The sequence below is a fragment of the Comamonas sp. GW821-FHT11H03 genome (assembly GCF_058807955.1).
On the sequence record NZ_JBXARF010000004.1, the window covers coordinates 96,303 to 118,899 of the forward strand.

Below are 22,597 nucleotides of genomic sequence, written 5' to 3' on the forward strand. Positions count from 1 at the left end.
CCACGCAGCCATGCTCTTGAGCACACGGCGCCCGCCCGTTCCCAACGGCTCGCGCACGAGCCCGAACACCGCAGGTATGGAGCAGCTCGGCATGCATCAACGGGACGAATGCGATACGCATTCCCAAAAGCAAAAAACCCTCTTGAATCATTGACTCAAGAGGGTTTGATATCTGGTGGGTGATACATGGATCGAACATGTGACCCCTGCCGTGTGAAGGCAGTGCTCTACCGCTGAGCTAATCACCCGATAAGCGTTATTGTATCAGGGATTGGCGCTCACATTTTCAAAGTTTCGCCAAGCGGTCTTGCCACCGCTGGATTTATCCATCTGCTTGAGCACCTCGTCGTGGGCCGCCTGCTCCTGCTCGTTGGCTCGCAGCACCGGCAGCTTGAAGCTGCTCAGGTCCACCGAGGCAACAATCATCGTCCCGGCCGCCGGGGCATCTGCAGGCTCCTCTGTCATGAGCAAGGCATCTTGCCCGCGCGTCAGATTGATGTAGACATCCGCCAGCAACTCCGCATCGAGCAAGGCGCCGTGCAGCGTACGGTTGGAGTTGTCGACACCCAGACGATCACACAGCGAGTCCAGCGAGTTGCGCTTGCCCGGATACATCTCCTTGGCCATGACCAGAGTGTCAATGACGCCCCCCACGCACTGCTTGAGCGGCGGACGCTTGGCCAGCTTGAGCTCGTTGTTCAGAAAGCCCAGGTCGAACGGTGCATTGTGGATGATGAGTTCTGCGCCTTGCAGATACTCCCAGATCTCGTCGATCTTTTCCTCAAAGCGCGGCTTGTCCTTGAGGAACTCGGTCGTGATGCCGTGCACGCGCAGGGCATCGGGGTGGCTGTCGCGACCCGCATTGAAGTACAGATGCAGATTGTTGCCGGTGAGCTTTCGGTTTACCAGCTCCACGCAGCCCAGCTCGATCAGACGATCGCCATCAATGGCCGACAGACCGGTGGTTTCCGTATCCAGAACAATTTGGCGCGACATTCAATTTCTCTCCGTTAACTGTGGCGCTCACATCGCCCTATTTTCAAAAACTGGCGTCGACCACACCAGAGACAGCAAGCAAGCGCCGCCGCGCAGCGAGGCTGTCGCCCCCCTCCCGAAGAGAGAGGGGGAAGCGGCAAAGCCGCTCAGGGGGTCAGTGATTTTCCTTGGCGTGATTGATGGAGTACTTGGGGATCTCCACCGTCACATTCTCGCGCGCCAGAATGGCCTGGCAGGACAGGCGCGACTGAGGCTGCAGGCCCCAGGCCTTGTCCAGCAGGTCTTCTTCCTCTTCCTCGGCCTCGTTCAGGGAGTTGAAGCCCTCCTTGACGATGACATGACAGGTCGTGCAGGCGCAGCTCATGTCGCAGGCATGCTCGATATTGATGCCGTTGTCCAGCATGGCTTCGCAGATCGAAGTGCCGACGGGAGCTTCGATTTCTGTTCCGTTGGGGCAGTACTCGGCGTGAGGAAGAATTTTGATGATGGGCATTGTTCTGTTTATGAATTAAATGGTGTTGACACTCTTGCCGGCCAGCGCCTGCTGGATGCTGCGATTCATGCGTTCGGCCGCAAACGACTCGGTTCCCTTGGCCAGGGCCTGCGTCGCGCCTTCCACGACGGCAGGATCATCGCTGGCGACGGCCGCGCGCAACGCTTCCATCAGGCCGTCGATGCTGTCGCGCTGCTCGGCGCTGAGCACATCGCCATCCACGTCCAGCGCGCTCTGTGTGGCCAGCAGCATGCGATCGGCATCCACGCGGGCCTCGACCAGGGCGCGGGCCTTCATGTCTTCCTGTGCCGTGGCAAAGCCGTCCTGCAGCATCTGGGCGATCTGGTCGTCGGAGAGGCCGTACGAAGGCTTGACGTTGATATGCGCTTCGACGCCGCTGGTCTGCTCCTTGGCACTGACGGACAGCAGGCCGTCGGCATCGACCGTGAAGGTCACGCGGATGCGCGCCGCACCAGCGGCCATGGGCGGAATGCCGCGCAGCTCGAAACGCGCCAGGCTGCGACAGTCCGCCACCAGGTCACGCTCGCCTTGCACCACGTGAATGGCCAAAGCAGTCTGGCCATCCTTGTAGGTCGTGAAGTCCTGTGCGCGGGCCGTGGGAATGGTCTCGTTGCGCGTGATGATGCGCTCAGACAGGCCGCCCATGGTTTCCACACCCAGCGACAGCGGGATCACATCCAGCAGCAGCAAATCGCCGGCAGTATTGTTGCCGGCCAGCTGATTGGCCTGAATGGCAGCGCCCAGCGCCACCACTTCGTCGGGATTGAGATTGGTCAGCGGCTCGCTGCCGAAGAAGTCGGCCACGGCCTGGCGAATCTGGGGCATGCGGGTGGAGCCGCCAACCATGACCACGCCCTGCACCTCGTCGCGGCTCAGGTCTGCATCCTTGAGCGCGTGGCGCACGGCCGCAAGGCTCTTACTGGTTAAGTGAGCAGTCAGCGCAATGAAATCCTCACGCTTGACATCAAAAGACACTGAACCCGAGGAAACATCAGCGGTAAACGCTACAACTTCTGATTCAGTCAGGGCCTGCTTGCAATTGCGCGCGGCAATACGCCAGGCGGTCTTGTCTGCCGCCGACTCCAGCTGCGTGCCGGTCTTTTCCGCCACCCAGGCCGCCAGCGCGTCATCGTAGTCGTCGCCGCCCAGGGCCGAGTCGCCGCCGGTTGCGATCACTTCGAACACGCCCTGTGCAAGACGCAGCACCGAGATATCGAAGGTGCCGCCGCCCAGATCGTAGACGGCGTAGACGCCCTCTGCCGCATTGTCCAGGCCATAGGCAATGGCTGCCGCCGTGGGTTCGTTGATCAGGCGAAGCAAATTGATACCGGCCAGCTTGGCCGCATCCTTGGTGGCCTGGCGCTGGGCATCGTCAAAATACGCGGGCACGGTAATGACGGCGCCATAGAGCTCGTCGTCAAACGTGTCTTCGGCGCGAAAACGCAGGGTCGCCAGAATTTCGGCGCTGATTTCCACGGGCGTCTTGGCACCGTCCACGGTCTCGATGGAGATCACGCTGCTGTCCCCGGCACTGAAGCGATAAGGCAGCTTTTCGGGCGACTCGAGATCGGCCAGGCTGCGCCCCATGAAGCGCTTGGCCGAGCTGATGGTGTTGACGGCGTCCTGAGCCTGCGCTGCCTTGGCATCGAAGCCAATCTGGCGGCGGCCCATTTCCATGTAGCGCACTACCGAAGGCAGCAGCACACGCCCCTGATCGTCAGGCAGGCATTCGGCCACGCCATTGCGCACGGCGGCGACCAGAGAGTGCGTGGTGCCCAGGTCGATACCCACGGCAATGCGTCGCTGATGGGGATCGGGGGATTGACCGGGCTCGGAAATCTGCAAAAGCGCCATGAAATTCTTCTTTTGAAACGTCTGAGGCCAGCGTGGCTGGCCCGCTCAAGATGGATACGCCAAGCACCAAGGGCGCAAAGCGTTGCTCTGGGTCTTATTGTCCCAGTTGATCGCGACGGCGATCCACATCTTGCGCAAATCGCGCAACAAACATGAGGGCTCTCACCTGCTGCACGGCAGCTGCGGCATCGCCAGCCTCGTCAAGCAGACGCGCGCATTCGCCAAGCATCTGCTTCTTGGCGGCCAGCATCTCGGCCTCCAGGGCATTGAGTTCCTGCTCGCTGGCTGCATCCTCCAGCGCTTCGCGCCACTCCATCTGCTGCATCAGGAATGCCGCAGGCATGGCCGTATTGTCTTCGGCGCGCACCGGTGCACCTGTCAGCTCGCACAGATAGGCGGCGCGCTTGAGCGGATCCTTGAGGCGCTGATAGGCCTCGTTGATGCGCACCGACCATTGCATGGCCACGCGCTGCGCGGCAGCGCCCTGAGCGGCAAAACGGTCGGGGTGCGCTTCGCGCTGCAGCTCTTTCCAGCGTGCATCGATCTGGCTGCGCTCCTGCGCAAACTGCCGCGGCAGGCCAAACAATTCAAAGTCGTCAGATTGCAGATTCATGGCATTAAAAAACCGCCTGCAGCAAAGCTGAGGCGGCTTCCTTCACTCAAAACCAGGGAGCTGACCAGAGGCCAGAGACACCGAGCAAAAGCCGCCTTGCGGCGAAGGTGTCGTCCCCTTCTGGGGGAAGCCGCAAAGCGGCTCAGGGGGGAGTCAGATTCTAAAGCTCTCACCACAACCGCAGCGATCACGCTCGTTGGGGTTGTGGAACTTGAAGCCTTCGTTCAGGCCTTCGCGGACAAAGTCCAGTTCCGTGCCGTCGATATAGGCCAGGCTCTTGGGGTCGATCAGCACCTTGATGCCATGGTCTTCAAACACCACGTCATCGGGCTGGACCTCGTCCACATACTCCAGCTTGTAAGCCAGACCGGAACAGCCGGTGGTTTTCACGCCGAGGCGCACGCCAATGCCCTTGCCGCGACGTGAAAGATAGCGGTTCACATGACGGGCAGCCGCCTCGGTCATTGAGATGGCCATGGCCTCAGGCTTCCGTTGCCGTGCGCTTTGCGCGGTAGTCGTTCACAGCAGCCTTGATGGCGTCTTCAGCCAGGATGGAGCAGTGAACCTTGACCGGCGGCAGCGCCAGCTCTTCAGCAATCTGGCTGTTCTTCAGGGCCGCAGCCTCGTCCAGCGTCTTGCCCTTGACCCATTCGGTCACCAGCGAAGACGAGGCGATGGCAGAGCCGCAGCCATAGGTCTTGAAGCGTGCATCTTCGATCACGCCGGTGGCGGGATTGACCTTGATCTGCAGCTTCATCACGTCGCCACAGGCGGGCGCGCCCACCATACCCGTGCCCACGGAGTCATCGCTCTTGTCGAACGAGCCAACGTTGCGGGGGTTTTCGTAGTGGTCAACCACTTTTTCGGAGTAAGCCATGGTGTCTACCTCTTGAACTCTTTGTAATCTGTGCTTAGTGTGCAGCCCATTGAATAGTGCTGAGGTCGATGCCGTCTTTGTACATCTCCCACAGCGGGCTCAGCTCGCGCAGCTTCAGCACGTTTTCGCGGATCGACTTGATCGCGTAGTCAATTTCTTCTTCCGTCGTGAAGCGACCAAAGGTCATGCGCAAAGAGCTGTGCGCCAGCTCGTCGCTGCGGCCCAGGGCACGCAGCACATAGCTGGGCTCCAGGCTGGCGGATGTGCAAGCGGAGCCCGAGGACACGGCCAGGCCCTTGATACCCATGATCAGCGACTCGCCTTCGACGAAGTTGAAGCTCATGTTCAGGTAATGGGGAACACCGTTGTCCATATCGCCGTTCACGAACACCTGCTCCAGATCCTTCAGACCGTCGAGCAGGCGCTGGCGCAGTGCACGGGCGTGCGCCATATCCTTGGCCATCTCTTCCTTGGCGATGCGGAAGGCCTCGCCCATGCCCACGATCTGGTGGGTTGCCAGCGTGCCCGAACGCATGCCGCGCTCATGACCGCCGCCGTGCATCTGAGCTTCCAGGCGCACGCGTGGCTTGCGGCGCACGTACAGCGCACCGATGCCCTTGGGGCCGTAGGTCTTGTGCGAAGCCAGGCTCATCAGGTCGATGGGCATGGTCTGCATGTCCAGATCCATCTTGCCCGAAGCCTGAGCCGCGTCGACGTGGAAGATGATGCCCTTTTCGCGGCACAGAGCGCCGATGGTGTTCAGGTCCTGAACCACACCGATCTCGTTGTTCACGGCCATCACGCTGGCGAGGATGGTGTCGGGGCGGATCGCCGCCTTGAACACCTCGATATCCAGCAGACCATTTTCCTGCACGTCCAGATAGCTGACTTCAAAGCCCTGGCGCTCCAGCTCACGCATGGTGTCCAGCACAGCCTTGTGCTCGGTCTTCACGGTGATCAGGTGCTTGCCCTTGCCTTGGTAGAAATGCGCTGCACCCTTGATGGCCAGGTTGTCGGACTCGGTTGCACCGCTGGTCCAGACGATTTCGCGCGGGTCGGCGCCGATCAGATCAGCTACCTGCTTGCGGGCCTTCTCGACGGCTTCTTCGGCTTCCCAGCCCCAGGCATGGCTGCGCGATGCGGCATTGCCAAAATGTTCACGCAGCCAGGGAATCATGGCGTCCGCCACGCGGGGATCCACCGGAGTGGTTGCACCGTAGTCGAGATAAATGGGAAAGTGCGGGGTCATGTCCATGACTGGCTCGTCTTGTTTTTGGCTGACAAATCGTGAGGAATCGATGCACCTTGTGGTGCCATCAGGGCGAAGAAACATGCCGCACAGCCATGCATGCATCCAGGCCCTGACTATCGGAGTCGGGCTTCATGCCGATCTGGTTGCCGCCCGAGCACTGCTCAAGCGGCCCCGGATCAGGATTTCGCGAAGGCGTTACCCAGGGCGAACACCGAGTTCGGTGCGTTCACACGGATGGGCTTGACCACGGGTGCTGTGGAGATGGCGCGGCGGACCACGGGCTTGTCCTCGATCTGGATGCCCTTGGCCAGTTGCTCGTCCACCAGCTTTTGCAGAGTGACGGAGTCCAGGAATTCCACCATGCGCTGGTTCAGTGCGGCCCACAGTTCATGGGTCATGCAGCGGCCGGCTTCGCCCAGACAGTTTTCCTTGCCACCGCACTGGGTCGCATCGATGGGTTCATCCACCGAGACGATGATGTCGGCCACGGTGATGTCTGTCGCCTTTCGGGCCAGGGTGTAGCCGCCGCCGGGGCCACGGGTGGATTCCACCAGTTCGTGGCGACGCAGCTTGCCAAACAACTGTTCCAGATAGGACAGCGAAATCTGCTGACGCTGGCTGATGGCAGCCAGCGTTACAGGGCCATTGTTCTGGCGCAGTGCCAGGTCGATCATCGCGGTGACCGCAAAGCGGCCTTTGGTCGTAAGACGCATACGAGCTCCTTCAGTCAGGATTGTTCGTTACAGAAACGCCCGTCTGGTCACAGTACCTAGACGAGCACAGTCTCCGCCCTTACTCCGTCCTGTGATTAGGTTCAGAGCCCTTCTGTGAGGGAAGTTTGTTGTTGAGTGTTTGACGCGAGTATATCACATTCCCCATCAATTTTGTCGGGTAACAGCGTGCACTCACGTAATAACCCTGAGAGTTGCGAAGAAATATGCCTACGGTGCCGCACCGAACAATTGCTGCTTGAGCAGCGAAAGCTGGTCCCGCACACGCGCTGCCTGCTCGAATTCCAGGTTCCTGGCGTGCTCGAGCATTTGCTTCTCCAGACGCTTGATCTCCCTGGCAATGTCTTTCTCCGACATATCCTCGACACGTGCCTGTTGTAGGGCCTGCTCTTGCAGGCGTTCGGCCTCTTTGCCGCTCTTTTCGCTGTAGACGCCATCAATCAGGTCTTTCACCCTCTTGACAATCTGTTTGGGCACAATTCCGTTGGCTTCGTTGAAAGCCATCTGTTTTTCGCGGCGTCTTTCGGTTTCGCCGATGGCTTTCTTCATGGACTCGGTAATGCGGTCTGCGTACAGGATCGCCTTGCCGTTGACGTTGCGTGCCGCGCGACCGATGGTCTGGATCAGGCTGCGCTCGGCACGCAGAAAGCCTTCCTTGTCGGCATCCAGAATCGCCACCAGCGAGACCTCGGGAATATCCAGGCCTTCGCGCAGCAGGTTGATGCCGACCAGCACATCGAAGGCGCCCAGACGCAGGTCGCGGATGATTTCCACGCGCTCGACCGTATCCACGTCGGAGTGCAGATAGCGCACCTTCACGCCGTTGTCGGTCAGGTATTCGGTCAGTTGCTCGGCCATGCGCTTGGTCAGCGTGGTGATGAGCACGCGCTCCTGCAGCTGCGCGCGCTGGCGGATTTCCTGCAGCACATCGTCGACCTGGTGAATGGCCGGCCGCACTTCGATCTCGGGGTCGAGCAGGCCCGTGGGACGCACCACCTGCTCGACCACCTGCCCGGCATGGGTTTTTTCGTATTCGGCGGGCGTGGCCGAGACGAAGACCACCTGGCGCATGCGCTGCTCGAACTCCTCGAACTTGAGCGGACGGTTGTCCAGCGCCGAAGGCAGGCGAAAGCCATATTCCACCAGCGTGGTCTTGCGCGCCCGGTCGCCGTTGTACATGGCGTTGAGCTGGCCGATCATCTGATGGCTCTCGTCCAGGAACATGATGGAGTCACGCGGCAGATAGTCGGTCAGCGTGCTGGGCGGATCGCCGGGCTTGGAGGCCGAGAGATGGCGGGTGTAGTTCTCGATGCCCTTGCAGTGCCCCACTTCACTGAGCATTTCCAGATCGAAACGCGTGCGCTGCTCAAGGCGCTGCGCCTCCACCAGCTTGCCCATGCCCACCAGTTGCTTGAGGCGCTCGGCCAGCTCTTCCTTGATGGTCTCCACGGCCGCCAGCACCTTGTCGCGCGGCGTCACATAGTGGCTGCTGGGATAGATGGTGAAGCGCGGGATGTTCTGGCGCACCCGGCCCGTGAGCGGATCGAACAGTTGCAGGCTCTCCACCTCGTCGTCGAACAGCTCGATGCGCACGGCCAGCTCCGAGTGCTCGGCCGGAAACACGTCGATGGTGTCGCCTCGCACGCGGAAGGTGCCGCGCGAGAAGTCCTGGTCGTTGCGCTGGTACTGCATGCGGATCAGCTGCGCAATCGCGTCACGCTGGTTGAGCGTGTCGCCCGCGCGCAGCGTCATGATCATGCGGTGGTAGCTCTCGGGCTCGCCAATGCCGTAGATGGCCGAGACGGTGGCCACGATCACCACATCGCGCCGCTCCATGATGCTTTTGGTGCAGGACAGCCGCATCTGCTCGATGTGCTCGTTGATGGCGCTGTCCTTTTCGATGAACAGGTCACGCTGGGGCACATAGGCTTCGGGCTGGTAGTAGTCGTAGTAGCTGACGAAGTATTCGACCGCGTTTTTCGGGAAAAACTCCCTGAACTCCGAGTACAGCTGTGCCGCCAGCGTCTTGTTGGGCGCAAACACGATGGCCGGCTTGCCCAGACGCGCGATCACGTTGGCCATGGTGAAGGTCTTGCCCGAGCCCGTCACGCCCAGCAGCGTCTGGAAGGACTCGCCGTCATTGACGCCTTCGACCAGTTTTTCGATGGCCACAGGCTGATCGCCCGCCGGTGGATAGGGCTGGAACAGCTCGAACGGCGAGTCCGGGTATTGCACGAAACGGCCTTGCGGCTCGGCAGTCATATTTTGTTCTTGCATGATCTCATGTCCATGACGCATAGGGTAAGCGCGAGTAGAATGGCAGCCCAACCCTCAAGCCTAACCTAGGCTGATGCGTTTTTTCGAGCACCAGGCAATGCCCTGCCCGTCTAACGCGCTCGGAGCAGTAGCTGGGGGTGACCTGACTTATTTCCATCCCTCAAGGATTTTTTCATGTCTCTGTTTACCGCCGTCGAAATGGCCCCCCGCGACCCCATCCTGGGTCTGAACGAGCAATTCAACGCTGACTCCAACCCCAACAAAGTGAACCTGGGCGTGGGCGTGTACTTCGACGACAACGGCAAGCTGCCCCTGCTGGAGTGCGTGCAGGCCGCCGAGAAGGCCATGATGGAAAAGCCCACCGCCCGCGGCTATCTGCCCATCGACGGTATCGCCGCCTATGACAACGGCGTCAAGGCCCTGGTGTTTGGCGCAGAGTCCGACGTGGTCAAGTCCGGCCGCGTGGCCACCGTGCAAGCCATCGGCGGCACCGGCGGCCTGAAGATCGGAGCCGACTTCCTCAAGAAGCTCAACCCCAACGCCAAGGTCCTGATCTCCAACCCCAGCTGGGAAAACCACAAGGCCATCTTCACCAACGCAGGTTTTGAAGTCGGCTCCTACGCTTACTACGATGCAGCGACCCGCTCCATCGACTTCGCCGGCATGCTGGCCGACCTGAACGCTGCCGCCGCCGGCACCGTGGTCGTGCTGCACGCCTGCTGCCACAACCCCACCGGCTACGACATCACTGCCGCTCAGTGGGATGAAGTGATTGCCGTCGTCAAGGCCAAGGGCCTGATCCCCTTCCTGGACATGGCCTACCAGGGCTTCGGCCACGGCATCGCCGAAGACGGCGCCGTGATCGGCAAGTTCGTGGCCGCCGGCCTGGACATCTTTGTGTCGACCTCCTTCTCCAAGAGCTTCAGCCTGTATGGCGAGCGCGTGGGCGCCCTGTCCGTGGTGGCTGCCGACAAGGACGAGGCTGCTCGCGTGCTGTCGCAGCTGAAGATCGTCATCCGCACCAACTACTCCAACCCTCCCACCCATGGCGGCGCCGTGGTGGCAGCGGTGCTGAACAACCCCGAGCTGCACGCTCTGTGGGAGAAGGAGCTGGGCGAGATGCGCGTGCGCATCAAGGCCATGCGCCAGAAGCTGGTCGACGGCCTGAAGGCTGCCGGCGTGCAGCAAGACATGTCCTTCATCACCACCCAGATCGGCATGTTCTCGTACTCCGGCCTGTCCAAGGACCAGATGGTGCGCCTGCGCTCCGAGTTCGGCGTCTACGGCACCGACACCGGCCGCATGTGCGTGGCTGCGCTCAACAGCAAGAACATCGACTATGTCTGCAAGGCCATCGCTGCCGTGATCTAAGCGCGCGATTCAGGGCCTGGTCCCTGAAAGCAAAAGAGCAACGGACTTTTAGTCCCTTGCTCTTTTTTTATGGCCGCTTCGGTGCCCGATCAATATTTGATAGCTGCTAGCGCTTTACCCATATCGTTTTTAGATATAAAAGTATCTGAAAACCTTTTAAAACAATCGCATCAAGCTATCAAAATCATATCAGGCATTCAATCCCCAGATGGCCGAGCGCATGGACAGCGCCGCATACTGGTAGGCCGTGTTGAACACGCGCGGCGCTTCGCCCTCCTGCACGGCCCCTGCCGCATACAGCAGGGGCAGATAGTGGTCGTGCGTGGGATGGGCCAGACGGGCCTGCGGACCCCAGTCCAGGAAGGTGCTCAGATCGGCCAGATTGCCGCTGTCCAGGCGCTGCTGCACTTCGGTGTCGAACTGGATCGTCCAGTCATAGGCCTGGTTGTCGCTGGCACCGCGCTGCATGGCGCGCAGGTTGTGCACGATATTGCCGCTGCCCACGATCAGCACGCCGCGCTCGCGCAGCGCGCGCAGCTGGCGGCCCATCTCGAAATGCTTTTCGGGCGCCAGACCATAGGGCATGCTCAGCTGCATGACGGGAATACGGGCCTCGGGGAACATGGGCAGCAGCACCGACCAGGTGCCATGATCAAAGCCCCATTTCTGGTCCAGCAGCAAGGCCGATCCGTCCAGCGGCGAATGCAGCTCGGCCGCCAGCTGCCTGGCCACCTCGGGCGCGCCGGGGGCCGGATATTGCTGATCGAACAGCTCTTGCGGAAAGCCGCCGAAGTCATGAATCGTGCGCGGCTGGGCCATGCCGGTCAGCGCCCAGTCGGACTCGGTCAGCCAGTGGGCCGAGACGCAGAGAATCAGCTGCGGCGCAATGCCCTTGGCCGTCAGCTCCTGGCCCAGGGCCTTCCAGCTCTGGCGCCAGTGCGTGTCCTCGATCACATTCATGGGGCTGCCGTGGCCGAGAAACATCACCGGCATGCGCGGCGAAGGCTTGAGCTGCTGCAGCAACTGCTCGGGCAACAGGGAAGAAGAAGTGGAGTTCATGGAAAAAGCCTTCCAGCCCCCGGCGGCGGCCAACACGGAGGCTGCGCCCAGGGACAAAAGCGTACGTCTACGCATCTCGGTCAATCGAATGCGCCCCCATGGGCGCTTTTATACAGATGGGGCAAGCTTGCCACAGCGCAACAGCGCCTGAAAGCACCGCCACCGCAACAGACTGTCCTGAAAGTGCCAGGGTCAGGGGCCGGCTTGCACTACAACATCAGTTGCACAAGCAGTTGAACAAGCACGACTCACGCCAAACAGGCTCAGGCAAGGGCTTCGCCTCAAGCAAGCCATCCTGATGCCACCCTGGCTTGCACAAGTCCAGACAAGGAATACTCCCACCCATGCCCAGCACCGCCATTCAGCCCCTGCAAGGAATTCGCATACTCAGCCTGGCTCTGAACCTGCCCGGCCCCGCCGCCCTGTGGCGCTGCGCCGGCATGGGAGCCGATTGCCGCAAGCTCGAGCCTGTGCCCGCCGGCGCAGGCCGCAGCGCCGACCCCATGGGCCTGTACTGCCCCGACGCCTACGCGCAGATGCATGACAAGGTGCAAACCCTGCAGGCCGATCTCAAGACCGCCGAAGGCCAGGCCAGCCTGCACGCGCAACTGGCGCAAACCGATGTGCTGCTGACCTCGTTCCGGCCCTCGGCCCTGAGCAAGCTGGGCCTGGGCTGGGAGGCCCTGCAGCAGCGCTACCCCGGTCTGTCGCTGGTGCGCGTGGTCGGCAGTGCGGGCGAGCTGGCCGATGTTCCCGGCCATGACCTCACCTATCAGGCCGAAGCGGGCCTCGTGCACAGCACCGCCCTGCCCCCCAGCCTGTTTGCCGATATGGCGGGGGCGCTGATGGCCAGCGAGGCCGTGCTCCAGGCCGTGCTGGTGAGCAGCCGCAGCGGGCGCGGCATAGTGCGCGAGGTCGGTCTGGCCCAGGCCGCGCAATGGCTGGCCCTGCCCTGGCACTGGGGCCTGACCCAGCCCACGGGCGATGTCGGCGGCGCCCATGCGGGCTACCGCATCTACCCCTGTGCCGACGGCATCGTGGCCGTGGCCGCGCTGGAGCCGCACTTTGCCCAGCGCCTGTGCGAAGCGGCAGACCTGCCCCTCAGCCATCCCACCGATATGCGCAAGCCCGAGATCCATCAGGGCGTGGCCCGGTTTCTGGCCGCCCGCAGCTGCGCTGAGCTGATGCAGCTGGCCCGGGACAGGGACATTCCACTGCACGCCCTGCCCCAAACCTGAAGCAAACCAGAACCTGTTTACGCTCCCCCCTTCGCGCCAGGGCCTTCGCGGGAGGGATGCCAGGGGGCGGCCCCCCGCGCGCGATACCGCAGCAATAGTGGTGCTATCGCGAGGATTCGCGCGGCCGGCGAGGCAACGCCGCAGACCGCCCCTGACCGGGCGTCCCTGACCGGGCGTCCGCAAAGGCACTAGCCTGGGCGCTTTTCAAACGCGTATTTCTCGGTATCGACCTCGCCCTGGCCTTGCAGAGCATAGCGGTCGCCGGCAATGGCTTCGGGCTTGAAGATGTCATCGAGCTCGGCCAGCAGCTCGGCGCCCAGGTGGACGCGGCCACCGCGAATGTCTTCGTGCAGATGCTCCACGCTGGTGGTGCCGGGCAAGGCGATCACATGCTCGCCCTGGTGCAGCACCCAGGCGATGGCCAGCTCGGCCAGCGTGCAGCCGGCTTTTTCCGCCACGGCCTGCATGGGCGCCAGCAGGCGCAGATTCTGCGCATAGGCCTCGCCGGCAAAGCGCGGCATGGTGGCGCGGATATCGCCCTTGACCAGGTTGTCCACCTGCTGCAGCTTGCCGCTGAAGAAGGCGCGTCCCATGGGGCTGAAGGCCACATAGGCAATGCCCAGCTCCTTGCAGGCGGCGAGCGTGCCCAGCTCTGCATTGCGCGACCACAGCGAATATTCGCTTTGCAGCGCAGCAATCGGGTGCTCCTTGTGCGCGCGGCGCAGCGCATCGGCCCCCACTTCCGACAGGCCCAGAGCGCGAACCTTGCCCTCTTCCTTCAGGCGCGCCATCTCGCCCACCGACTCCTCGATGGGCACGTTCTTGTCCCAGCGATGCAGATAGTAGAGATCGATCACATCGGTGCCCAGGCGCTTGAGGCTGTCTTCGCAGTTCTGGCGCAGGGTTCTGGGACGACCGTCGATGACGCGGCGCATCACGCCGTCTTCGCCGCGCACGCCGGCCATGCCGCATTTGCTGGCCAGGGTGATGTGGTTGCGATGGGGCTTGAGCACGGGGCCGATCAGCGATTCGCTGGCGCCAAAGCCATACAGAGCAGCGGTGTCGAACAGCGTCACACCCGCATCCAGAGCCGCATGCAGCACGGCGTGCGACTGCTCGGCAGAGACGGGGTTGCCGTAGGCATGGCAGAAGTTCATGCAGCCCAGCGCGACATTGGCGACGCTGAATGGGCCGATTTTGCGGTTTTCCATTAACTTTCCTTATGCATCCAGAGGCCTTCAACCGAACCAAGCGCGGACGCAGGCCGCTATACAAGCTGGAGCAATATTATTCCAGCTCTGCCTTGTCGCCAGCGACAGAGCCCGGGTTTCGCCCCGGCAGGCGACTTGCTTTCTGACACGCCGATATGCCGGACCACCGGGAAGTCAGCAAAGAACGCTTTCAGACCAGGCGTCCCCGACCGTCCGCGTCCCTGCGCTTCGCTATGGGCAAACCTGCGTCACGGGGGTGCGGGTGGCCTGCAAGAGTTATGACGAAATTGACCTCAAACCCAATTGCAGAAATCGCAAGCAGCTATCAAAAAAAACATTGCCTTGCCGCCAGAGACAGAGGCCGGGTCTCGCCCCGATCAGGCCGGCTGAGACTCGTTGCTCATCAAGCAAGTCTTCATGCCCACGATGTCCTGTTGATTTACTCAGCGGGCTCTTGTTTCGAGCAGCGCAGCAAAGCGCTCGATGCTGTGCGTGATGATGGCCTGCGCGCCCGGCGACCAGCGGCCCATGTCGAAGAAGCCGTGGATCATGCCCGCGCCTTCAATCAGCTCGGCCTGGCCGCCCGCCGCACGCAGCGCCTGGGCATAGGCCGCGCCCTGATCGCGCAGCGGATCGAACTCGGCATTCACGATCACGGCAGGCGGCAGGTTGGCCAGGCTTTGGGCCTGCAGCGGTGCCAGGCGCGGGTCCAGCGCATCGGCGTAGCCGCCGGCGTAATGGTTGTAGAACCAGGCCATGGTCTCGGCTTCCAGGAAATAGCCCTTGGCGTTCTGCTCGGCGCTGGCGTACTCGGCGGCGGCGTGGTCTACCGCGGGGTAGATGAGGAATTGCGCAGCCAGGGCAATGCCCGCATCGCGCAGCTGCTGCGTCACCACGGCGCAGAAATTGCCGCCCGCGCTGTCGCCCGCCACGGCCACGGTGGCGCTGCCCCCCAGCTCATGCGCATGGGCGACCACCCATTGGGCGGCAGCCACGGCATCCTCTATGCCTGCGGGGAAGGGATGCTCGGGGGCAAGCCGGTAGTCCACCGACACCACCACGGCCTGCGCGCCACGGCAGATCTCGCGGCACATATTCTCATGCGTGTCCAGGTTGCCGATGACATAGCCTCCGCCGTGGAAATAGGCCACGGTGGGAAAAGGCCCAGCGCCTTCGGGCCGATAGATGCGCGCGGCCACAGGGCCCGCACCGCCGGGCACGGTGATGTCCTGAACGCTGGCCACGGGCACGATCTGCTCGGGTGTGAGCGAGCCACGGGTCAGCGCCAGATAGCCGGCACGGCCTTCTTCGGGCGTGCCTTCAGCGGTGGTTTTCCTGTTGGCAGCGGCCAGTTGCTGCAGGACGCCGGCCAGATGTGGATCGAGAGCCATGGTGGAAGTCTCCTGTCGTTATAAAGATTGAGGGAACGGATACGGGGGCGGACCTAGCGATAGGCCAAGGCATCGTCTTGCAGCGATGCGGCGCTCAGAACCACGCGCTCTTCGGCATACTCCAAGTCGTGCCTCCAGGGCTGGCGGTCGCCCTGGCCGAACATGGCATCCTGCGCACGCAGCACATAGCCGGCGTTGAAGTTGTCGGCCTCTATCCATGACTGGCGCTGCATGCCGGCATCGGCTGCAGCCACGATAGGCCGCACCTCGGCATGGCCTTGCTCGTGCATATGGGCAAGCAGGCGGCACACCCAGTCGCACACCAGGTCGCAGCGCAGCGTCCAGCTGGAGCGGAAGTAGCCCTGGGTATAGGCCATATTGGGCATGCCCTCGATCATCACGCCCCGGTAGGAGATGCGCTCGCGAAAATCCACCGGCGCGCCATCCACGCTGAACGCAATGCCGCCGAACAGCTTGAGATTGAAGCCCGTGGCAGTAACGATGATGTCGGCGTCCAGATGCCCGCCGCCGGTCAGCTCGATGCCGCTGGCGTCGAAGTTCTCTATGGTGTCCGTCACCACCGAGGCCTTGCCCTCGCGCATGGCCTGGAAGAAGTCGCCGTTGGGCACCACGGCAATGCGCTGCTGCCAGGGGCGGTAGCCGGGGTTGAAGTGCTTGTCGATGTCCAAGCCCTCGGGCAGGTGGGGACGGATCTCGCCAAGCAGGAAGGCGCGCATCGCTTCGGGGTGCTGCCTGGAGGTTTGCACGATCTCGTCAGTGCGCGCGATGAAGGCACGGCGCATGATCTCGTGGTACCAGTCCTCGGGCAGGTCCAAAGGCTTGAGCAGCGGCACCAGCGGATGCTCGGATGTGGGCAGGAAAAAGGTGGGCGAGCGCTGCAGCATGGTCACATGGCCCGCATCCGGCGCCAGGCTGGGGATCAGCGTGGCCGCCGTGGCACCCGAGCCTATGACAACGATGCGCTTGCCCGTGTAATCCAGCTCCTGCGGCCAGTGCTGCGGGTGAATGACCTGCCCCTTGAAGTCCTTGAGCGTCGGCCACTCGGGCGTATAGCCCCGGCCGTGGTCGTAATAGCCCGCGCAGACCCAGAGGAAACCCGTGGTGAAGGTCTGCACCTCGGCCGAGCCGCTGCGGGTGACTTCCAGCGTCCAGCGCCTGTCTTCGCAGGACCAGCGGGCCGATTGCACCTTGTGGCCGTAGCGGATCAGCGGGGCCAGATCGCTTTCCTCAATGGTCTCGGCCAGGTAGTGGCGAATCTCGTCTGCCGTGGCGATGGCATTGCCCGTCCAGGGCTTGAAGCCATAGCCATAGGTGAACAGGTCGCTGTCCGAGCGCGCACCCGGGTAGCGGTGCGTCCACCAGGTGCCGCCGAAGCCGTCCATGGCTTCGAGGATGGCGAGGCTGCGGTCCGCGAACTGCTCGCGCAGATGACGGGCCGCACCAATGCCGGAAATACCGGCGCCGATGATGAGAAAGTCGAAATGCTGTGCCATACCGGGTGTCTCCTGCTGGTCTGCGAGGGCGTGAGCCGACAGGAATGAGCAGGGATCGCGGCCTTGAGGTGAAGCTCCCGCCTGGGCCCGACTTGCGTCAATCGTGTCTGTCACGCAGCCATGCTAGGTCTAGCCCTCTGGCAAAACTTGTGTTTGCGCGACAGGATTTTGATGTTGCACGACATGCAGTACATACCCCGATGCCTGCCAAACACGCTGATTCCGCCGTCATGACCAGTGTCCGCGCCGCCTCGCTTGCGGGCTTTGAAGACCTGGTGCGCGCGCACGGTGGTGACCCCGCCGCCATCCTGCGCGCCTGCGGCCTGGTGCCGCACGATCTGCCCGACCCCGAGCGCTATCTGCCCAGCCACGCCGTGGCCCTGGTCATAGAGGAAGCCGCCCGTGTGCTGGGCGTGCACGATTTCGGGCTGCGCCTGTGCGCGCAGCAAGGTGTCGAAACCCTGGGCCTGCTGGGCCTGGTCATACAGTCCGCGCCCACCGTGCGCGAGGGCATGATGCAGGGCGGAAAGTACGTCCACTTCCACAACCCCACCCTGAGCTACAGAACCTTCATGGCGCCTGACGAGAGGCTGGAATGCGTGGAAGTGCTGTCACGCCTGTCCTCCCACGCCCCCATGCCCCAGGGCACGGAAATCTGCGTGGCCTACATGTTCCGCCTGATCCATGTGCTGTCCGAAGGCACCCTGCGCCCCGCGGCCATCCATCTGCGCCATGCCCCCGTGGGCAGCAGCGCGCAATACCGGCGGCATCTGGGCCAGTTGCCGCGCTTTGGCTCCAGCTTTGACGGCATTGCCATCGACCCGCTGGCCTGGCGTCAGCCCATGCCTCGCCACAACCGGCTGCTGCAGCAGTTTGTCGAACGATTCTTGTTGGGAGCCGCGCCTGGCAGGGATACCAGCGTGACGGACCAGGTGCGCAGCGCGCTGGCCAATCTGGTTCGCATGGGCATGGCCGACCTGCCGTCGGCGGCACGCGCCCTGAGCCAGCACCCGCGCACCCTGCAGCGACGCCTGCAAGCGGAAGGCGCAGCCTTCGAAGAACTGCGCGATAGCGCGCGCAAGACCTGGGTGGCCCAATTGCTGGCGCAGCCCGAGCTGAGTCTGGGCCATATCGCGCAACTGCTGGGGTATTCAGACCAGGCCGTGCTCACCCGAGCCTGCCAGCGCTGGTTCGGCCAATCTCCCCGTCAACTGCGCCATGGTTCCTGGGAGGGATAGCCTCGGTATAGGGTATAGGGCCTGGATTCGGCCACACAAGAATGAGACTACGATCTCCACGCGCAGCGACAGAGACTTTGCGCAATGAAACAAGCCCCCGCAGCCACAGGCTGGGGGGCTTGCGTGCGGAGATGCGCCAGGCAATCAATCCGCGCTGATCAGTCCGCGCTGATCAATCCGCGTTCAGTTGCTGCTCCAGGTCGTGCAGGACCTTGTAGCAGTTGAAGACCTGCTGCACGCTGGAGTTGGGTTCGCGGCCTTCACGGATGGCGGCGAAGAATTCGCGGTCCTGCAGCTCGATGCCGTTCATGGACACGTCGACCTGGGACACGTCAATCTTCTCGTCCTTGCCGGTGTACAGGTCGTCGTAGCGGGCCAGATAGGTGCCGGTGTCGCCGATGTAGCGGAAGAAAGTGCCCAGAGGGCCATCGTTGTTGAACGACAGGCTCAGCGTGCAGATCGCGCCGTTGGCGGCCTTGAGCTGGATGCTCATGTCCATGGCGATGCCCAGATCCTTGTGGATGGGGCCTTGCACGGCGTTGGCCTTGACGATGGGGCTGCCGGCCTGGTAGGCGAACAGGTCCACGGTGTGGGCGGCATGGTGCCACAGCAGGTGGTCGGTCCAGCTGCGGGCCTGACCCAGCGCATTCATATTGGTGCGGCGGAAGAAGTAGGTTTGCACATCCATCTGCTGGATGTTGAACTCACCGGCTTCGATCTTCTTGTGCACCCACTGGTGGCTGGGGTTGAAGCGGCGGGTATGGCCCACCATGGCCACCAGGCCGGTCTGCTTTTGCAGCTCGGCCACTTCCTGCGCATCCTTCAGTGTGTCGGCCAGCGGAATCTCGACCTGCACATGCTTGCCGGCCTTCATGCAGGCGATGGCCTGCTCGGCGTGCATCTGTGTGGGCGTGCACAGGATCACGGCATCGACTTCGGGCAGTGCCAGGCTTTCGGCCAGATCGGTCGCCACATGCTGGATGCCGTATTTGTCGGCCACTTCCTTGGTCTGGTCAAAGCGGCGACCGACCAGGGAGACGACTTCCACGCCGTCGATATTCTTGATGCCGTCCAGGTGCTTGATGCCGAAGGCACCCGCGCCAGCCAGCGCTACTTTGATGGTCTTGCTCATGATTGGGATCTCCGTAGAGCCGCCTCAAGGAGGCGAAGCCCCCCGCAGGGGGCAGTGAATAGGCGAAGCAGCGAACGTGGTCAAACGCTCACTGATTCTCAAGGATCAGATGGCCCACTGCGGTGTTCGATGCGGGCACATGGTAGAAGCGGTGCGCCACCTTGGGCAGCGGTGCGGGGCCGTCCACATCGGACATGGCGCCGCGCGCGATCAGCCACATCACCAGCTCGATGCCTTCCGAGCCGGCTTCGCGCACATAGTCGATGTGCGGCATCTGCGCCAGACCGTGGGGGTTCTCGATCAGCAGGTCCAGGAACTGGTTGTCCCACTCCTTGTTGATCAGGCCCGCGCGCGCGCCCTGCAACTGGTGGCTCATGCCGCCCGTGCCCCAGATATGCACGTTGATGTCCTGGTCGTAGCTCTCCACGGCCTTGCGGATGGCGCGGCCCAGATTGAAGCAGCGCTGGCCGGTGGGCACTGGGTACTGCACCACGTTCACGGCGAAGGGGATCACCGGGCAGGGCCAGGAGCCGGTCTTGGGGTCCTGCTCGCCGCACATCAGCGACAGCGGCACCGTGAGGCCGTGGTCCACGTCCATCTTGTTGACGATGGTCAGGTCGAAGTCCTGCTGGATCACGGACTGGGCAATATGGCTGGCCAGATCGGGATGGCCGACCACCTTGGGCACGGGACGCGGGCCCCAGCCTTCGTCGGCGGGCTGGAACTCGGCAGCCGTACCGATGGCAAAGGTCGGGATGCAGTCCAGGCTGAAGGCCGTGGCGTGGTCGTTGTAGACCAGGAAGACCACGTCGGGCTTGTTGTCCTTCATCCACTGGCGCGAGAAGTCATAGCCCTTGAACAGAGGCGCCCAGTAGGCTTCCTGGGTCTTGCCCATGTCCATGGCAGCGCCGATGGCAGGCACATGCGAGGTGAAAACGGATGCGGTGATGCGTGCCATGTCTTAGTTGCCTTCCTTGTTCTGGTTGCCTGCACTGCGAGCACTTCCTTGTGGTTGATGGTGTGCCTGCGCATCACCGTCCTCGCCCACGTAGCGATTGCCTTCGGCAGAGCGGCCGCCGCCCATCATCATGGCGCGGTACTCTTCTTCGGTCATGCCGGTCATGGAGCCCGCCATCTGCTGGAAGCTCTTGCCGTCGGTGGCGCCGATCTTGGCCAGGAAGTAGATATTGCCGCCGGTGCGCATGCACCAGTTAAGGTCGCGCGCCAGCACGGCCTGCTTTTGCTCCTCGGTCATCGCCCACTCGTCGAGATAGGCACGCTCGTTGGCGCGGAAGCGCTCACGGTTCTCGGCCTTCATCAGGCTCATGCAGAACTGGTTGAGCCAGTAGCCCCTGCGGGACTGCTCGGCATCGAAAATGATGGTGCCGGGCACGTCCAGATACGGTTTTTCCAAAGCCATAAATTCTCCTCGTTACGGATGGCGCAGCCCATGCGACAAGGCTGCGGCCTGTTTCCGGGTGTATGTGTCGCCGGAACTCCGTCAGACCTCTTCGGGCCAGTACAGACGCATGGGGTTGTCTACCAGCAGCTTTTGCTGCAGCTGCGCGGTGGGAGCGATATGAGGAATGAAGTCCACCAGCAAGCCGTCGTCGGGCATGTGGTCCTTCAGGTTGGGGTGCGGCCAGTCGGTGCCCCAGAGCACGCGATCGGGGAACTCCTCGACCACGCGGCGCGCGAACGGCACCACATCGCGGTAGGCGTTCTGCTCACCATGAAGCGCCTTGGGGCCGGTGACGGAAAGGCGCTCGGGACAGGACACCTTGCTCCACACGTTCTGGTGCTCGCGCATGAACTTCAGGAACAGGGCGAACTCTTCGCTGTCCACGCCCTTGCTGACGTCGGGGCGGCCCATGTGGTCGACCACCACGGTGGTGGGCAGCGCGGTGAAGAAGTCCCACAGCTCGGGCAGATCCACGGCTTCGAAATAGATCACCACATGCCAGCCCAGCTTGGCGATGCGGCCGGCGATCTCCATCAGCTCGTCCTTGGGCGTGAAGTCCACCAGACGCTTGACGAAGTTGAAGCGCACGCCGCGCACGCCGGCGTCATGCAACTCCTGCAGCTCGGCATCGCTGATGGAGCGCTTGACGGTGGCCACGCCACGGGCCTTGCCGCCCGAGGACTTGCAGGCATCGACCATGGCGCGGTTGTCCGCACCGTGGCAGGTGGCCTGCACCACCACATTGCGCGCAAAACCCAGGTGGTCGCGCAGCGCATACAGCTGGGCCTTGCTCGCATCGCAAGGGGTGTACTTGCGCTCGGGGGCGAAGGGGAACTCGTTGCCGGGGCCGAACACATGGCAATGTGCATCCACAGCGCCTGCGGGCAGCTTGAACTGGGGCTTGCTGGGGTTGGCATACCAGTCCAGCCAGCCGGGGGTCTTTTCAAATTGGCTCATTTGTCTTTTCCTCGATGGTCTGTGAGTGGGTCATAGCCGCCAATACTGGCGCCGCACCACTCACAGATGCCAAGCAAGAGCCGCCTCGCAGCAAGGGCATCGTCCCCCTCCACATTGCGAAGCAAAGCGAGAGAGGGGGAAGGCGCGGGGCCGCCTAGGCGAAGCGACTCAGGGGGTGTTAATCAATATATTTCAGGCCAGCCTTTTCCAGGGGCTCGCGCATCTTGTACATATCCAGGCCCAGGACGCCCGAGGCCAGCTTGGCGCGCTTTTCGCCTTCGAAGCTCTCGCGCTTCTGGGCAGCGGCCAGCACTTCCACGGCACGCGCGGCGGGCACGCAGACCACGCCGTCGTCGTCGGCCACGATCACGTCACCGGGCGTGACCAGCATGCCGGCGCAGACGATGGGGATGTTGACCGAGCCCAGGGTGGCCTTGATCGTGCCCTTGGAAGAGATGGCTTTGCTCCACACGGGGAAGTCCATCTCCTGCAGCGTCTTCACGTCGCGCACGCCTGCATCGATGATCAGCGCGCGTGCGCCGCGCGCCTGAAAGCTGGTGGCCAGCAGGTCGCCGAAGTAGCCGTCGGAGCACTCGGCGGTGACGGCCGCAACCACGATGTCGCCGGGCTGAATCTGCTCGGCAGCCACATGCATCATCCAGTTGTCGCCGGGCTGCAGCAGCACCGTGACGGCGGTGCCCGAGACCTGCTTGCCGGCATAGATGGGGCGCATATAGGGCTTGAGCAGACCGACGCGGCCCATGGCCTCGTGCACGGTGGCAGAGCCCAGGGCGGCCAGGCCGTCAGCAGCAGCGCGGTCGGCGCGCTGGATATTGCGGTAGACAACTCCCAGTTCGTACATGGAAATACCTCTTAGCTTTGACGTGATTGAATCAAAAAGTGAGCTGCT

21 protein-coding genes and 1 tRNA gene are annotated in these 22,597 nt (G+C 62.7%); 3 read left to right on the forward strand and 19 right to left on the reverse strand.

All coding sequences use genetic code 11. The features are described from left to right. Positions 1-173 precede the first annotated feature (173 nt). From AC1RTQ_RS10815 to uvrB, 10 genes are all read right to left on the reverse strand, one after another. Positions 174-248 (reverse strand) — tRNA-Val (locus AC1RTQ_RS10815). A 16-nt stretch (positions 249-264) separates the two neighbouring features. Continuing rightward, a complete protein-coding gene (dnaQ, locus tag AC1RTQ_RS10820) occupies positions 265-996 on the reverse strand; it encodes a DNA polymerase III subunit epsilon (RefSeq protein WP_302090358.1) in 732 nt (243 codons plus the stop codon). A 154-nt stretch (positions 997-1,150) separates the two neighbouring features. Continuing rightward, the gene (gene fdx, locus AC1RTQ_RS10825) at positions 1,151-1,489 is read right to left on the reverse strand and encodes an ISC system 2Fe-2S type ferredoxin (protein ID WP_003054218.1); all 339 of its coding nucleotides are present in this window, start codon (positions 1,487-1,489) and stop codon (positions 1,151-1,153) included. Between the two features lie 15 nt (positions 1,490-1,504). Continuing rightward, entirely contained in the window at positions 1,505-3,364 is a 1,860-nt protein-coding gene (hscA, locus tag AC1RTQ_RS10830) for a Fe-S protein assembly chaperone HscA (protein ID WP_492875627.1), read from the reverse strand. A gap of 94 nt (positions 3,365-3,458) precedes the next feature. Next, a complete protein-coding gene (hscB, locus tag AC1RTQ_RS10835; protein ID WP_492875629.1) occupies positions 3,459-3,977 on the reverse strand; it encodes a Fe-S protein assembly co-chaperone HscB in 519 nt (172 codons plus the stop codon). 153 nt (positions 3,978-4,130) lie between these two features. Continuing rightward, entirely contained in the window at positions 4,131-4,454 is a 324-nt protein-coding gene (gene iscA / locus AC1RTQ_RS10840) for an iron-sulfur cluster assembly protein IscA (RefSeq protein ID WP_003054214.1), read from the reverse strand. A gap of 4 nt (positions 4,455-4,458) precedes the next feature. Next, complete coding sequence (iscU, locus tag AC1RTQ_RS10845) at positions 4,459-4,854, reverse strand: Fe-S cluster assembly scaffold IscU (protein WP_003054213.1); 396 nt, start codon at positions 4,852-4,854, stop codon at positions 4,459-4,461. A 34-nt stretch (positions 4,855-4,888) separates the two neighbouring features. Continuing rightward, a complete protein-coding gene (locus AC1RTQ_RS10850; protein ID WP_029158470.1) occupies positions 4,889-6,109 on the reverse strand; it encodes an IscS subfamily cysteine desulfurase in 1,221 nt (406 codons plus the stop codon). Positions 6,110-6,282: 173 nt separating this feature from the next. Then, complete coding sequence (gene iscR, locus AC1RTQ_RS10855; RefSeq protein WP_003054211.1) at positions 6,283-6,819, reverse strand: Fe-S cluster assembly transcriptional regulator IscR; 537 nt, start codon at positions 6,817-6,819, stop codon at positions 6,283-6,285. A gap of 228 nt (positions 6,820-7,047) precedes the next feature. After that, positions 7,048-9,114, reverse strand: a complete 2,067-nt coding sequence (uvrB, locus tag AC1RTQ_RS10860) for an excinuclease ABC subunit UvrB (protein ID WP_492875633.1) — start codon at positions 9,112-9,114, stop codon at positions 7,048-7,050. A 174-nt stretch (positions 9,115-9,288) separates the two neighbouring features. On the opposite strand from uvrB, the gene AC1RTQ_RS10865 reads away from it, so the two are divergent. Beyond that, complete coding sequence (locus AC1RTQ_RS10865; protein WP_034368685.1) at positions 9,289-10,485, forward strand: amino acid aminotransferase; 1,197 nt, start codon at positions 9,289-9,291, stop codon at positions 10,483-10,485. Positions 10,486-10,674: 189 nt separating this feature from the next. On the opposite strand, the gene ygiD is transcribed toward AC1RTQ_RS10865, so the two are convergent. Beyond that, the gene (ygiD, locus tag AC1RTQ_RS10870; RefSeq protein WP_492876121.1) at positions 10,675-11,601 is read right to left on the reverse strand and encodes a 4,5-DOPA-extradiol-dioxygenase; all 927 of its coding nucleotides are present in this window, start codon (positions 11,599-11,601) and stop codon (positions 10,675-10,677) included. Between the two features lie 287 nt (positions 11,602-11,888). On the opposite strand from ygiD, the gene AC1RTQ_RS10875 reads away from it, so the two are divergent. Beyond that, positions 11,889-12,782: a CoA transferase gene (locus AC1RTQ_RS10875; RefSeq protein WP_492875635.1), complete on the forward strand. Its 894-nt coding sequence runs from the start codon at positions 11,889-11,891 to the stop codon at positions 12,780-12,782. A 188-nt stretch (positions 12,783-12,970) separates the two neighbouring features. On the opposite strand, the gene AC1RTQ_RS10880 is transcribed toward AC1RTQ_RS10875, so the two are convergent. From AC1RTQ_RS10880 to AC1RTQ_RS10890, 3 genes are all read right to left on the reverse strand, one after another. Further along, entirely contained in the window at positions 12,971-13,993 is a 1,023-nt protein-coding gene (locus tag AC1RTQ_RS10880; RefSeq protein ID WP_492875637.1) for an aldo/keto reductase, read from the reverse strand. 443 nt (positions 13,994-14,436) lie between these two features. Continuing rightward, positions 14,437-15,384 carry an alpha/beta hydrolase gene (locus AC1RTQ_RS10885; protein WP_492875639.1) on the reverse strand — a complete coding sequence of 316 codons (948 nt, stop codon included), beginning with the start codon at positions 15,382-15,384 and terminating at the stop codon, positions 14,437-14,439. Positions 15,385-15,437: 53 nt separating this feature from the next. Continuing rightward, positions 15,438-16,898, reverse strand: a complete 1,461-nt coding sequence (locus tag AC1RTQ_RS10890) for a flavin-containing monooxygenase (RefSeq protein ID WP_492875641.1) — start codon at positions 16,896-16,898, stop codon at positions 15,438-15,440. Positions 16,899-17,128: 230 nt separating this feature from the next. On the opposite strand from AC1RTQ_RS10890, the gene AC1RTQ_RS10895 reads away from it, so the two are divergent. Then, positions 17,129-18,136, forward strand: a complete 1,008-nt coding sequence (locus AC1RTQ_RS10895; RefSeq protein WP_492875643.1) for an AraC family transcriptional regulator — start codon at positions 17,129-17,131, stop codon at positions 18,134-18,136. A 172-nt stretch (positions 18,137-18,308) separates the two neighbouring features. Here AC1RTQ_RS10895 and AC1RTQ_RS10900 read toward each other — a convergent pair whose 3' ends face one another. From AC1RTQ_RS10900 to ligK, 5 genes are all read right to left on the reverse strand, one after another. Continuing rightward, positions 18,309-19,268 carry a Gfo/Idh/MocA family oxidoreductase gene (locus AC1RTQ_RS10900; RefSeq protein ID WP_291604248.1) on the reverse strand — a complete coding sequence of 320 codons (960 nt, stop codon included), beginning with the start codon at positions 19,266-19,268 and terminating at the stop codon, positions 18,309-18,311. Between the two features lie 88 nt (positions 19,269-19,356). Beyond that, complete coding sequence (locus tag AC1RTQ_RS10905; protein ID WP_003075873.1) at positions 19,357-20,226, reverse strand: class III extradiol dioxygenase subunit beta; 870 nt, start codon at positions 20,224-20,226, stop codon at positions 19,357-19,359. A gap of 3 nt (positions 20,227-20,229) precedes the next feature. Continuing rightward, positions 20,230-20,688, reverse strand: a complete 459-nt coding sequence (gene ligA, locus AC1RTQ_RS10910) for a protocatechuate 4,5-dioxygenase subunit alpha (protein ID WP_492875646.1) — start codon at positions 20,686-20,688, stop codon at positions 20,230-20,232. An 81-nt stretch (positions 20,689-20,769) separates the two neighbouring features. Then, the gene (locus AC1RTQ_RS10915; protein ID WP_492875647.1) at positions 20,770-21,687 is read right to left on the reverse strand and encodes an amidohydrolase family protein; all 918 of its coding nucleotides are present in this window, start codon (positions 21,685-21,687) and stop codon (positions 20,770-20,772) included. A gap of 178 nt (positions 21,688-21,865) precedes the next feature. Next, the gene (ligK, locus tag AC1RTQ_RS10920) at positions 21,866-22,549 is read right to left on the reverse strand and encodes a 4-carboxy-4-hydroxy-2-oxoadipate aldolase/oxaloacetate decarboxylase (protein WP_003075867.1); all 684 of its coding nucleotides are present in this window, start codon (positions 22,547-22,549) and stop codon (positions 21,866-21,868) included. Between the last annotated feature and the right edge of the window lie 48 nt (positions 22,550-22,597).